We start from the raw sequence: 14,293 nt of genomic DNA on the forward strand, positions 1-14,293 counted from the left end.
GCACAGCTGTGCGCTGCGTCACTCCACATCGGATACCTGGCAACGAGGCGTCGGGGGCCTTACGCCGAGAGGGCGGGTAGGCCATGCGGTCTTCGCGGAGCATCAGGCGGCGGATGACGGCGGTACTGACCAGCGGCGCGCTCGCGCTGTGGGGGCTGGCGGCGGTGAGCCCACCGGCGGTCGCCCAGGCGCAGGACGTGCAGAAGATCCTCGCCGGGATCAGCTCGTTCGGTGACTTCTCCGAACAGCTCGCGAGCGTCGGCAAGCTGGGGGAGGCGCTGCCGCTGCTGGGCGTGAGCCCCGGCGCGGCGCTCGGCTTCGGCGATCTCGTGGCCAAGACGGTGCACGACCCGCTGAAGGACAAGGAGAACTTCCCCGACCTCGCTGGCACCTACCAGCTCGGCGGCAACCGGCCGGGCACGTTGAACGTGCAGACCAGCGACACCAACGGGATCAAACGCGTCGACGCGACGCTGCACGTCACGACGGTCGCGGACAAGCAGCCGATCAGCGTCGCAGACCCGTCGGTCAGCTTCACCACGTCTGGTGCTGTGGACGTGACGTTCACGCTCGACGCCAAGTTCCGCTTCGCCTACCAGGAGTCCACCGACTCCTTCTGGGTCGTGCGCGACGGCGACTCGCCGAAGTTCACCGTCGGCGCCAAGGGCGAGTTCGACCCGGACGCCAACCCCACCGCGGGCTTCGGCATCCTCGGCGTCGACCTGGACAAGGGCGCCAGCCACCTCACGGTCGAAGCGAACATCACCGCGTCCGCCGACGACCCCAACGGCGACGGCAAGCTCACCGAGATCAGCGAGCCGGGCGCTGCCGCCGGGCTCTTCCACATCGGACTCGGCGCTCCCGCCGGCAAGGTCGACGCGAGCCTCGAGTTCACCTCCCAGCCCCTCGCCGGTGCGAACGTCGGCGGGCTCACCGGCACGGTCGGCGTGCAGTGGCCGGACATCGCGAGCGGCACGCCGTCGATCACCGTCACCGGTCCCGACCTGGCCCAGCTCAACCGCTTCACCACGCTCAGCCCGCGTGACCTGCTCGAAGGCCTGAGCCACCTGGTCAACTCGATCGACGCGGTGCAGCGCGCCCAGTGGGGCTCGACGGCCGACCCGGTCGGCAACGTGAACCTGCCGTTCATGCGCGGCACCGTCGCCGACGCGGTCAAGGCGGGCAGCGCGCTCGCGAAGTTCGTCGACGCCAACGTGTTCAAGCCGGAGGAAGACCCGGCGAAGGCCGGGCTGCCGAAGTTCAGCTCGGTCCAGGAGCTCTTCACCAAGCTGAACGTCGCCCCGCTCTCCGTGACCGGCGTGAACTACCGCGACGACGTCAAGAAGCTCGAGTTCACGCTCACCATGAAGGAGGACGCGCCAGCCGACGGCAAGCCGCTCGACGTCGTCGCCGAGCTGACCTCCGGCCAGGGCGACAACGTCAGCTACACCGACACGACCCTCAAGCACATCAACAAGTCCAAGCCGTGGATCGTCGACTCCTTCAAGGGGCGCATCGTGTCCGCCGGCACCTCGCAGGGTGTCGTGAAGAGCAACACCGCCGACGAGATCACGCTCGAAGAAGGCTGGCAGGGCGGAAAACCGGCCGACAAGTCGCCGTACAAGGTGAACGCGCCGGATCCGATGACCGGCCAGGTCACCTTCGGCGACACCTTCGCGAGCAAGGGCCTCAAGGGCGCCAACGCGTTGAACGCCACCGCGACGGTGAAGCCGTCGTACGAGGCCACGGCAACGCTCGTGCTCGACCTGCGCGACCCGATCAAGGGCGACGCGTGCAAGCCGCTCGACCCCGACGCCGCGACCACCGGCTGCCCGTTCGCGGACAAGAACCCCGACGGCACCACGACCCTGGTCTCGACCCTGCCCCGCACGCCGGACCGGTTCCTGCTGCGCACCGGCGGCCAGCTGCTGAAGGCCAGCGCTCGGGTCGACACCAAGGTGGACGTCAACGGCAGCGTGGGCTACCTCAAGGTGCACCTGTCCGGTGACCTGAGCATGTCCACGAAGGACGGTTCGACGGACATGCTGTCGATCAGCCTGAAGAAGCTCGGTGACAACGACGGCGACCTGCCGTTGTCGCAGATCTTCGCGAAGGTCGTGGACAACCCCGAGACGCCTGCGCTCGAACCGGAGAACCTGCTCACCGTCGCGGTCGGTGCCAAGGCCACGGCCACGGTGAAGCTCGACGTGCCGGGCATCCAGGACTTCTTCGGCGGACCGGTGGAGGTCGGCGTCACCATGCCGGACATCACCGACCCGGCGAACCTCCAGTTCACCGGCCTCGACGCGCTCGACAAGGCCAAGGCGTTCGACTTCGACCCGGACAACCCGCGCGCGATGTTCGGTCAGATCATCAAGGCGCTGCAGGTCCTCAACAGCTCGCTGCAGGCCGTCGAGGGCGACGGCAAGGTCAAGAACGCGCTGACCACGCCGTTGCCGGTCGTCGGCAAGTCGCTGTCCGAGCTGCTCGGCAGCGCCGACACCGGATCGGGCAAGTACGGCAACACGACGCTGAACGGCAAGAGCGTCGGCTTCCTCCGCGACGACACGAGGACCGGCGACAAGGCGTTCGGCGCGGACCTGCAGGGCCGGGCCGTGCTGGTCGGCACCCAGGTCGCCGTCATCGTGGCCGCCGACCCGCAGAACAACCGCGTGCTGCTGGCAGAACCGTGGAGCCAGGTGCCCTCCGACGGCACGGCCTACGCGTTCCGCAGCCCGCTGGAGGACGCGGTCGACAGGCTGACCGCCGCTCCGCCGGACTACCTGCAGGACCTCGTCGCGCAGCTGGACGCCGCGCTGCCCGCGGACAGCGGCATCTCGTTCGCCCACCAGATCGTCGACTCCAAGCCGTCGATCGTGCTGAACATCGACGTGAAGCGGAAGGTCGCGACCTCACAGCCGGTCCGGTTCTCCTTCACCGACGACAAGGGCACCGCTCGCTCGCTCGTCGGCGCCGAGGGCGAGGCCACCGCGAACCTGGCGCTGACCGGCTCCACCAAGATCGGTTTCCTGCTTCCGCTGCAGGCGGGCGACGGGCCGGCCGACGCGAGCGCGCTGAAGGTGCTGCCGAACTCCACTGTGGACATCACGGCGCACGGCGGGATCACCGGGGTCGTCAAGTCCTCGGTCGGGCCGCTGTCGATCGCGCTCGGCAACCCGAAGGGCACCGAGAAGGCGGTCGCGAACGCGCACTACAACGCGCACCTCGGCTACAGCGGGCAGAACCCGGTGTCGCTGAGCGACTTCGTGAAGGGCGTGTCGCTGACTCTCAACGGTGACAACCAGCCCGTCACGTGCGCCGGTGATCCCGCACAGGGCACCGACCTCGCGCTGTGCGCGGTGCTGCCGGTGTTCGTCAGCTCCGACAACGTCAACTGGACCAAGCTGTCCAGCCCTGGTGACTCGTTCATCGTCCGGTTGCCGCGTCAGGTCAGCGATCTGGACCAGGCGTTCTCGTTCAGCCCCGACCTGCCGGGCGGCGTGAAGCGGTTCGAGATGCCGACCGACATCGGGCAGAAGATCCTCGACGCGCTGCTGGACTTCTCGCAGTTCGGCGACGGCATCGAGAAGTACCTCGCGATGATCGAACGCGCGCTGCGCACGGCCGCGTTCGACGGCAAGCTGCCGCTCGTCGGCGACGACATCCAGCAGGGCGCCGACAAGTTCGGCCAGCTGCGCGCCAAGATCCAGGAGGCGATGGCGAAACTGCCGGGCGGCGGCCGGGTCAACAACACCGGTGAGCTGCAGACGTGGGTCAACGACCACCTCAAGCCCGCGGTCGGCAGCGCGGTCACGGTCGGCTTCACCTGTGACGCCACGCTTCAGCCCGCGACCGAGGCGAAGGCGACGGCCCAGGGCACGACCGGGTCGAAGAAGCACGTCTACGGCGTCGTCGCGACGGCGCAGGGCAAGGACGCGCCACCGGCTCTCGCCGAGGTCACCGACGGCGCGGATCCGTTGACCAACACCAACTTCAACCGCATCGAGTGGAAGAAGTCGCAGTACGCCACCGGATACAAGATCATCCGCAAGACCGACCCGAACGCGAACAACTGGGTCGTGATCAAGGGTGACCTGGGTGCGGACGCCGTCCTGTTCGACGACAAGAACACGCCGAACGGTGCCGCGTACACACCGGAGACGACCAACCCGAAGCTGACGGACTGCCCGGCAGCGGCGGCGTTGCAGGACATCACCGGTGCCACGTTCACGTTCGACGTGTGCGACGGCGACGTGTTCGGCAACGACTGCGACAAGGAAACGCTGGCCCTGGAAAGCCCGCTCGACATCGGCATTCCCGGTCTGTCGCTCAAGGCGGCGGAGGGCGCGCCGAAGATGAAGGCCGCGCTGGCCTACCACCTGCACGTCAAGGTGGGCGTCGACAAGAGCAGCGGGTTCTTCGTGGCCACGAAGGACGGGCCGAACCCCGAGCTCGGGGTGAAGCTGAGCTTCACGCTGCCCGACGCGATGAAGGCACGCCTCGCGTTCCTCGACGTGAACCTCAAGCAGCACGCGGGCGGCGCGACCGACCTGTTCGCCGGCACGTTCGTCGTCGACCTGCACAAGAAGGGGCAGGCGGCGTGCTACGAGAACTGCGGACCGGCCAACGACGACCGGATCACGCTGGCCGACCTCGCCGACATCGGCCAGGTCGCGAGCGTGTCGCTGAAGGCCAAGGTCGGCATCGACTGGGACTTCGACGTCAGCGCCGGACCACTGCCCGGCATCAACGGCTGGTTCCACCTGAAGTGGGAGTGGAACGCGTTCGGCGGCAAGCCGGGTGACGGCACACCGGAGATCGCGTTCAACAACATCCAGCTGAACGCGGGCAAGTTCCTCGGCGAGGTGCTCAAGCCGATCGTCGAGAAGATCGCCCTGTTCACCAAGCCCATCCAGCCGATCCTCGATCAGCTCTACGCACCGATCCCGGTGCTGTCCGACCTCTCCCGCGCGGTCGGTGGCGGCGACGTCAACCTCGTCACCATCGCGAAGGAGTTCTCGACCATCGCGGGCGGGCCGGACCTCGAGTTCGTGGACAAGGTCCTGCGGGCGATCCAGCTGATCGGCAAGATCACCCAGAACGGCGGGGCGATCGACATCGGCAGCTTCACCGTCCTCGGCGACAAGGCGAAGACCACGACGAACTCGCCGGACAACGCGGCCTCGCTGATCGTGCCGAACCTCGCGCAAGGCGACCTGGCGGCGAAGATCGACGCGTCCGCCGGTGGCACGAAGATCGTGTCCGAGGGCGAGGAGGGCAACAAGGCAGGCTTCACGTTCCCGATCCTCAAGGAACCGGCGAAGCTCTTCGGCCTGATCATGGGCCAGGACGTGGACCTGATCAAGTTCGACTCCGGGCCGTTGCGCCTCGGCTTCTCCTACAGCCAGTCGTTCGGCCCGGTGTACGCGCCGCCGCCGGTGCTGGTGACGATCTCCGGCAGCGCGTCGGTCGAGGCGCGGTTCCGCGCGGGCTTCGACACGTTCGGGCTGCGCAAGGCGATCGAGTCCGGCAAGGCCGCGTCCATTCTGGACTCGATCTACCTGGTGACGACCGACGACGCGGGCAAGCCGCTGCCGGTCGTGACGTTCCGGGGTGAACTGGCCGCGGGCGCGGCGGTGAGCGTGGTGCTGATCGAGGTCGGCATCAAGGGCGGTGTCGCGCTGACGATCAACCTCACCTGGGCGGACCCGAACAACGACGGCAAGTTCCGGTTCTTCGAGTTCTCCAAGGTTGCGCTGAACAACCCGATGTGCCTGTTCAACATGGACGGACGGCTGAGCCTGTTCCTGAAGGTGTACATCACGCTCGGGTTCTCGATCTTCAGCGTCTCGTTCGACTTCACGCTGGCCGACATCACGCTGCTCGACTTCTCCGTGAAACCCGACTGCTCACCGCCACCACCAGTGCTCGCGCACAAGAGCGGTTCAACGCTGGTGCTGCACATGGGCAACGGCGACATCGGCAAGCGCGGCCACTCGGCGTGGACCGCCAACAACAACGAGGAGAAGTGGACGATCACCCAGCTCGTCAAGGACGGCGGCGGGTTCGACGGCTTCGCCGTGAGCGCGCTGGGCTTCCGCGAGGAGTTCCGCGACCCGAACCTGACCAAGGTCCTCGGAAACGCCACCGGTGACACCGGGAAGCGGATCATCGTGTTCCAGGGTGACGGCGACAAGAGCGGTGCCGCGAACGACGCCAAGGCCGAGGCCAAGCCGTTCGACAAGGAGGTCGAGGTCACCGGTGGTTCCGGCGACGACTCGGTCAAGACCGGCATCGGCAAGTCCGTGGTGAACGGCGGTCCCGGCAAGGACCAGATCACGACCGGCGACCTCGCCGCCGCGTTCGGCGGCAAGGGAACCGCGACCGTGACCGGTGGCGACGGCGACGACGTGATCACCGTCGGCGGTGCTGACGACACCGTCAGCGGTGGTCCCGGCAAGGACCGGATCGCGGCCGGGCTGGGCAAGAACCGGATCGACGGCGGCGCCGACGACGACAACATCGGCATCGCCTCCGACAGCCCGCTCGCGGAAGGCAAGGTCAACCCGCCGGCGCACCTCGTCGCGCAGGCCAACGTGATCATCGGCGGCACCGGCAGCGACCGGATCTCCGGTGGTTCCGGGGGCGACACGATCTACACCGGTACCGAGGTGCAGACCGGCGTCGACGAGCACGGCCCTGCCGACAAGGGCTTCAACGGCGACAACAACAAGGACGCGATCAACGTCGTGGACACCGGCACGGGTTCGGACACCGTGTACGGCAGCCAGGGCGTGGACTTCGTGACCGGCCACTCGTTGAAGGAGCAGGTCGACGACATCCGCGGTGGCGGCAACAACGACGTGCTGACCGGTGGCTACGGCAAGGACAAGGTGTACGGCGGCCCGCACGACGACTACGTCATCGCGGAACCGTCGGACGTGGGCGACGTGGCCGGCAGCGGTGTCTTCGGGCCGATCCGCGACGTCAAGCACCGCGTGCTGCCGGCCGGCGTCACGCCGTCGTCGAAGCTGCTCGTCGGTGGCTACGGCAACGACCACGTCATCGGTGGTGACGGCGGCGCGGAGATCTTCGGTGACAAGCACGCGAACCCGTGCACGCCGCCGAGTGACAACCCCGTGTCGATGCCGCCCGCCGAGCCGGAGGACAACCAGGACGGCCGCGATCTGATCTCCGGTGGCACCGGGGTGGAGATCGTCGCCGCCGGCGGTGCCGCGGACAACGTGGACGCCAAGTCCGGCAAGGACCGCGTGTGCGGTCAGCTCGGTGACGACGTGCTCGGCGGCGGCAACGACGACGACACCATCTACGGCGGTGGTGGCAAGGACGTGGCCTACGGCGACGCGGGCGTCGACAACATCTACGGCAACAACGACGACGACACCTTGTACGGCGGCACTCAGGACGACGTCATCGAGGGCAACAACGGCGTCGACCGCGCGTTCGGTGGTGCGGACAACGACCGCGTCATCGGCGGTACGCGCAAGGCGGGGGAGCCGGATGTCGGCGACTTCCTGTACGGCGACGCGGGCAACGACATCGTCATCGGTGACAACGGCGTGGATGGACCGTTCGACCTCGACGGCGTGAACGCCGCCGCTGGTGGCGCGGACTTCGTCTTCGGTGGTGACGGCGAGGACCGGGAGTTCGGCGGTCTCGCGCACGACGAGATGTCCGGTGGCCCGAAGGACGACTACCTGGAGGGCAACAACGCCGACGACGTCGTGCACGGTGACGGCGGCGAGGACCGGATCATCGGCGGCAGCGCCGAGGTGGCGTCCACTGTGGACGGGCACAAGGTCGGTCGCCCGGACACGGGTGACAGCCTGTTCGGTGACTCGGACGCCGACCTGATCGCAGGCGACAACGCGGTGCTGTCCCTCGTGGACGGTGCGCAGGCCACGCCGGTGACGCTCGGCAGGCAGTTCGCCAAGGCGCACAAGGTCGAGCTGCTCGACCTCGGTTACACGCCCGCCGACGGCACCTCCGGTGGCGACAAGATCAGCGGCGGCAACGAGTCCGACGTGATCTTCGGCCAGAACGGTGAGGACACCATCACCGGTGACGGTTCCGACGACTACGCCGAGGGTGGCCCGGCGCGCGACAAGCTCGACGGCAACGACGGTCAGGACGACCTGGTCGGCGGTTCGTCGACCGAGGAGACCCCCGGCACCGGCCAGCCGGACACCGGCGACGTCATCCACGGCAACAACGACCAGGACGTGGTGCTCGGTGACAACGGCGCGCTGGTGCGCGGCGGGACACCGCACCGGGTCGTGCAGGAACGCGGCCTGACCGCACGCGCGATCTCCCTGTACGACCTCGGCCTCACCCCGCACGCCGGTTCGTCCGGCCCGGACGAGGTCGACGGCGACGACGCCAACGACGTGATCTTCGGCCAGGCCGGTCCCGACCGCTTGAAGGGCAACGGTTCCGACGACTACGTCGAGGGTTCGCAGGGCGTCGACTGGATCGAGGGCAACGACGGCGACGACGACCTCGTCGGCGGCAGCAGCACCTCGCTGTCCGGTGCCGGTGACACGACGACCGGTCAGCTCGACGCGTCGGACGCGGTGTTCGGCGGGCCGGGCAACGACGTCGCCATCGGCGACAACGGCATCGTGCTGCGGCCGGCGCAGGGGGAGACCCCGACGCGGGCGACGATCAGGCTCGCCCCGTCCGGTGGAAACCCGATGGCGCAACGGATCGTGCAGCGCTACGACCTGCAGGCCGGTCCGGCCGACCGGTTCGGGGACGACCGGATGTCCGGTGGCTCCGGCGTGGACGTGCTGTGGGGCCAGGACGGCGGGGACTTCCTCGCCGGCGACGGCAACGCCGACTACCTGGAAGGCAACGGCGGCGGCGACGTGCTGCGCGGCGACCGAGGGCTCGGCTCCCCGTCCTCGGAAACCACCGTGGTCCCGTTGAACGACGCGGACTGGCCGGGCAGCCCGAGCGGCCCCGACCAGCTGGTGGGCACCGCTCCCGACGGTCAGGACGACATGATCGGCGGCAGCACCATCCAGGGCTTCCGCGACGGTGGCGACGCGTTCGAGGGCAACGGCGAGGACGACGTCCAGCTCGGTGACAACGGCTCCTTGAAGCGCACGCTCCAGGGCCAGCCGGGGTCGATGACCGAGCAGGTCTACGCCGAGCGCTACAAGTCCGGTGCGGTGCCTTCGAACGCAACGGTGTCGCGCATCGCCGACATCGGTCCGTCGACTCGCTTCTGCACGACCGCGCAGGCCACGTGTGAACCTGGCGGCGCGTTCGGCAACGACACGATGTACGGCGACGACGGCAACGACGGCATGTGGGGCCAGGACGGCAACGACACCATGCACGGCCAGAACGGCGATGACGACATGTACGGCGAGCTCGGCGACGACGTGATGTTCGGCGGCGACGGCGAGGACGCGATGCTCGGCGACCGCGGTGGCGTGGTCAACGAGTACATGAACGCCAACGACGTGGCCGCGCGCGGCTTCACCGTGCAGCTCAACTCGGTGCCGCAGGAGAACTACACGGGCTTCCGTGCCGACTCCTACGACCGTCGCGTGGACCTGCTGCACGACGTCAACGGCGACCAGTTCGTCGGCGGTCCGACCGCACCGGCCATGCCGCACGACGGCATCACCGAGGGCGGCAACGACCGCATGCGCGGTGGTCAGGGCAACGACAACATCCACGCCGGCTTCGGCGACGACCTGGTCAACGCCGACAGCGGCGGCGACCAGACGTTCGGCGGCGACGGAGCGGACGTCCTGTGGGGCGGCAAGGGCTGCGACCAGGTGGTCAACGCGGCCACCCCGGACTGCCTGGTCAACGGCACGTTCGACGCCTCCTCACGTGGCACGAACGACAGGTTCGTCGACCACACCTTCGGCGGCGTCGGCGGCACTTCCGCCGCCTCGCAGCAGGGTGCGCTCGGTTCCGACGTCCTCGACTTCAACCCGCGCGGCTCCTACCCCGGCAACTGCGCGCCGGGCCTGTGGCCGCTGACGCTCGGCGACGGCGCGATCGACCCGTGCCTGTGGTTCGAGATGACCGAGAAGACCAACGACAACCCGGCGGTGCCCTCGACTCTCGCCGACAACCAGCACCACGACGGCACCGACTGGATCTACGGCGGCTGGGACCGCGACGTCCTGCAGGCCGACCGCGCGCAGAACGGCCCCAACCCCGGCGACCGCCTGATCGACTGGGCAGGCGCGTACAACCTCTACACGCACTGCCCGGCCTCGTACGGCGGCTACAACGACATCCGTCAGCGCAGCCCGGGCATGGAGACGTTCCTGCAGAAGCTGGCCTGGGGCTCCGGCGCCGGCCAGACCGTCAGCGACGCTCTCACCAGCGGCACGTCGGCGTATCGCGAGCTCGCCCTGGTGTACCCGGCCGACAACAACGCCCACGGCGTCGGCCCCGCCTATCCCACGACACCCGGACACTTCGACTCACCGGTGTCCTGCACGGACTGAAAGGAGCTGGCCGTAGTTACCTACTGGTAGTAAGTTCCACTGCATGACGCCTGACGCTTCCGCGCACATCGACGTGGCCGCCTCGCCGCAGCGAGTGTTAGAGCTGGTCAGTGATCTGCGCAGGCTGGGTGGCGTCGCAGAGGAGTACTCGGGAGGCCGGTGGCTCGGTGCCACCGGCCCTTCCGTTGGAGCCCGCTTCCGCGGGGTGAACCGGCGCGGCTGGCGGGTGTGGCCGACGGTCTCCACCGTCACCGACTGCTCGGCCTCGCGGTTCGCGTTCGAGGTCCGGTCGCTGGGCCTGCCGGTGTCGCGCTGGCAGTACGACATCGAGCCGACCGCCTCCGGGTGCCGCGTGACCGAGTCCACCTGGGATCGCCGGCCCGGCTGGTACAAGCCGATCACCGTTCTGGCGACCGGGGTGACGGACCGCGCGGTGACCAACCAGCGCAACATCGAGGCGACGCTGGAGCGGCTGAAGAAGGCTGCGGAAGCCTGAGTCGTTGTCCGATGACAATCGGACAGAACCGTTCACCTCTTCACTCGCACGCCGACAGCCGCGGACACGCAGCGCTGTAGCCGTGAGCTGCAGACATCGGAGGACCGGAACAAAGCCCGGTCGCGCCAACCCGTTGAAAACGCTCTCAAGCTCGTGAGAGCGTGCCCAAACGACGGTTGACACCCTCGTAACGCCTGCGTTCAATGCCTGTCAAATATCCTATAGGATCAGAGATCCGAGGAGTTGGCGTGGCAAAGGTCCTGCGGGCCGAGGCGTTCCAGGTCGACGTTCCGGTCGAGACGTTGCGCACCGACGCGGTCCAGCAGTTCGTCAAGCAGGAGACGGTTTTCGTCGAGATCACGACCGATGACGGCCGCACCGGACTCGGCTACGCCTACACGATCGGCACGGGCGGCAGCGCCGTGCTCGCCCTTCTGAAAGACCACCTGCTGCCGCGGCTCGAAGGCGCCGACGCGCGCCGGATCGAGGCGATCTGGCAGGACCTGTTCGCGAGCACGCGGTCGACCACGGTCGGCGCGATCACCTCGCTCGCGTTGGCCGCCGTCGACACCGCGCTGTGGGACCTGCACTGCCTGCGCGCCGGGGAACCGCTGTGGCGCATGGCGGGCGGCTTCCGGCAGGAGGTGCCGTTGTACGACACCGAGGGCGGCTGGTTGCACCTGCCCACCGAGGAGCTCGTCGCGGGCGCCAAGGAGACCGCCGCCCAGGGCTGGCAGGGCATCAAGATGAAGGTCGGCAAGCCCGATCTGACCGAGGACGTCGAGCGTCTCGACGCCGTCAGAGAAGCGGTCGGCGAGCGGTTCGCGATCATGGTGGACGCCAACCAGTCCATGACGTCGGCCGAGGCGATCCGGCGCGCGGACGCCTTCAAGCACGTCAACCTCGCCTGGCTCGAAGAACCGCTGCCCGCGGACGACGTCAGCGGGCACGCACGGCTCGCGCGGACGACGCCCATCCCGATCGCGGTGGGGGAGTCGCTGTACTCGGTGGCGCAGTTCCGCGAGTACCTCGAACGCGGTGCCGCCTCGATCGTCCAGGTCGACGCGGCGCGGATCGGCGGCATCACGCCGTTCCTCAAGGTCGCGCACACCGCGGAGGCGTTCAACGCCGACGTCTGCCCGCACTTCCTGATGGAGCTGCACGTCAGCCTTGCCGCCGCGCTGCCCAACGGGAAGTTCGTCGAGCACATCCCGCAGCTGCGCGCGATCACCAGGGGTGAGCTGACCGTCCACAACGGACACGCACTCGCCCCGGACACGCCAGGTCTCGGCATCGACTGGGACCGAGACGCCATGGAAGACCTGCGGGTCGCCTGAAACGAAGGAGTGGTCTTGAGAGCGTTAGGTGTCGTTGCCGGCCTGCTCGCGTCACTGATCGCGGTTCCAGCGGCCCAGGCCCAACAGCAGGCGCCCGTGCTGGGCGAGAAGCCCTACATGGGCTGGAGCAGCTGGACCCTGCAGGCGACCAACCACCCCGGGGTGAACCCGGACGGTCCGGCCAGCTGGCTCAACGAGAAGAACGTGCTGGCGCAGGCGGACGTGCTCGCGGCGAAGTACAAGAAGCACGGCTACGACCACGTGAACGTCGACGCGGGCTGGCTGGGCTCGTTCGACGAGTACGGGCGGCCGGTGGTGGACGCCAAGAAGTTCCCGCGCGGCTTCAAGTGGCTCGGAGAGTACGTGCACGGCAAGGGTCTCAAGTTCGGCTCGTACCTGGCGGTCGGGCTGGACCTCAAGGCCTACAACGACGGCAGGACGCCGATCTACAACGCGCCCGGCTGCACCACCAAGGACGTCGTCTACCCGGACCTGCGCAGGACCAACGGGTGGGACATGGCCTACAAGATGAACTTCGACAACCCGTGCTCGCAGAAGTACGTCGACTCGCTCGCGCAGGTGCTCGCGGGGTGGGGCGTCGACTTCCTCAAGCTCGACGGCGTCGGCCCCGGCAGCTTCAAGGGCGGTGAGAACTACGACAACACGAGCGACGTGAAGGCGTGGAACGCCGCGCTCAAGCGCACCGGCCGCCCGATCCAGTTCCTCATCTCCTGGGCGCTGAGCCACCGCCAGGCCGACGTGTGGAAGGCCAACACCAACGGCTGGCGCGTCGACACCGACGTCGAGTGCTACTGCAACACGCTCGTCACCTGGAACCAGTCGGTGAAGCAGCGCTGGAACGACGTCGTGCAGTGGATCGACGACGCCGGTCCCGGCCGCTGGAACAACCTCGACAGCCTCGCCGTCGGCAACGGCCAGATGGACGGCATCACCGAGGCCGAGCGGCAGAGTTACATGACGCTGTGGGCGATCTCGTCCTCGCCGCTCTACATCGGCGACGACCTCACCAAGATCGACGACTACGGCCACCAGCTGCTCACCAACGACGAGGTCATCGCGATCAACCAGGCGGGCCTCCCCGCCCGTCCGGTCGACCAGTTCTCCGACCAGCAGGTCTGGTACGCCCGCAACCGCGACGGCAGCTACACCGTGGCGCTGTTCAACCTCGGTTCCAGGCCCGCCACCGTCACCGCGGACTTCGCACAGCTCGGCATCAACGGCACCGCCAAGGTCCGCGACGTGTGGTCCCGCAAGGACATCGGCCAGGCCAAGGGCTCGTTCAGCGCCGACCTGCCGGTGCACGGCACGAAACTGCTGAAGATCACCCCACGCACCGCCGTCTCGCCGGGCGTGGTGCAGGGCACCGGTGCCACGCCGACCAGCGTCTCGCTCAAGTGGCAGGGCAAGTCCGGTGTCCGCTACGACGTCTACACGGGCGGCAAGAAGGTCGCGACGACCACCTCGACGAACGTGACGGTGACCGGCCTCACTCCGGCGACCTCCTACGAGTTCACCGTGGTGCAGAACGGCAGCCGTTCCAAGCCGGTCTCCTTCGTGACGCCGAAGGAAACCGTGACGTACGAGGCGGAGAAGGGCAGCCCCGCCGGCGGCGCGACCGTCTACGGCTGCGCGTGCTCGAACGGGTCCAAGGTCGGGTTCATCGGCGGTAGCGGTGTTCTCACGATGCCGACGGTGACCGTGCCGCGCGAGGGCACCTACCTGGTCGAACTGTCCTACGTGGACGCGAGTTCCAGCAGGACGGGCATCGTGACGGTGAACGGCACCAGCTTCAAGCTGCCCGTCGCCGGCTCCAACGACGACAACTGGAACCTGCCGCAGAAGGTCACCGTCCCGATCTACCTGCTGGCCGGCAACAACACGATTCGCTTCGGCAACCCCGACGACTCCGTGTTCGACGTCGACAGCATCCGCATCTAGCC

The 14,293-nt window shown here is 68.2% G+C and carries 4 protein-coding genes; all 4 read left to right on the top strand.

What is annotated here, in order from left to right; genetic code table 11:
* Positions 1–113: 113 nt before the first annotated feature.
* Positions 114–10,499, top strand: coding sequence for a calcium-binding protein (locus tag C8D87_RS15840; protein WP_112227228.1), 10,386 nt, complete (start codon positions 114–116; stop codon positions 10,497–10,499).
* 43 nt (positions 10,500–10,542) lie between these two features.
* Positions 10,543–10,995: an SRPBCC family protein gene (locus C8D87_RS15845; protein WP_112227229.1), complete on the top strand. Its 453-nt coding sequence runs from the start codon at positions 10,543–10,545 to the stop codon at positions 10,993–10,995.
* Positions 10,996–11,243: 248 nt separating this feature from the next.
* Positions 11,244–12,332 (top strand): mandelate racemase/muconate lactonizing enzyme family protein, encoded by a 1,089-nt coding sequence (locus tag C8D87_RS15850; RefSeq protein WP_211337421.1) that lies wholly within the window; start codon positions 11,244–11,246, stop codon positions 12,330–12,332.
* A gap of 15 nt (positions 12,333–12,347) precedes the next feature.
* Complete coding sequence (locus C8D87_RS15855; RefSeq protein WP_215732323.1) at positions 12,348–14,291, top strand: alpha-galactosidase D; 1,944 nt, start codon at positions 12,348–12,350, stop codon at positions 14,289–14,291.
* The last annotated feature ends 2 nt before the right edge of the window (positions 14,292–14,293 follow it).

It is taken from the genome of Lentzea atacamensis (assembly GCF_003269295.1).
Classification (GTDB): Bacteria; Actinomycetota; Actinomycetes; order Mycobacteriales; family Pseudonocardiaceae; genus Lentzea; species Lentzea atacamensis.

Coding starts and splice junctions, on each gene's coding strand:
- C8D87_RS15840 (WP_112227228.1), top strand. CDS start 114: ATGACGGCGGTACTGACCAGCGGCGCGCTCGCGCTGTGGGGGCTGGCG.
- C8D87_RS15845 (WP_112227229.1), top strand. CDS start 10,543: ATGACGCCTGACGCTTCCGCGCACATCGACGTGGCCGCCTCGCCGCAG.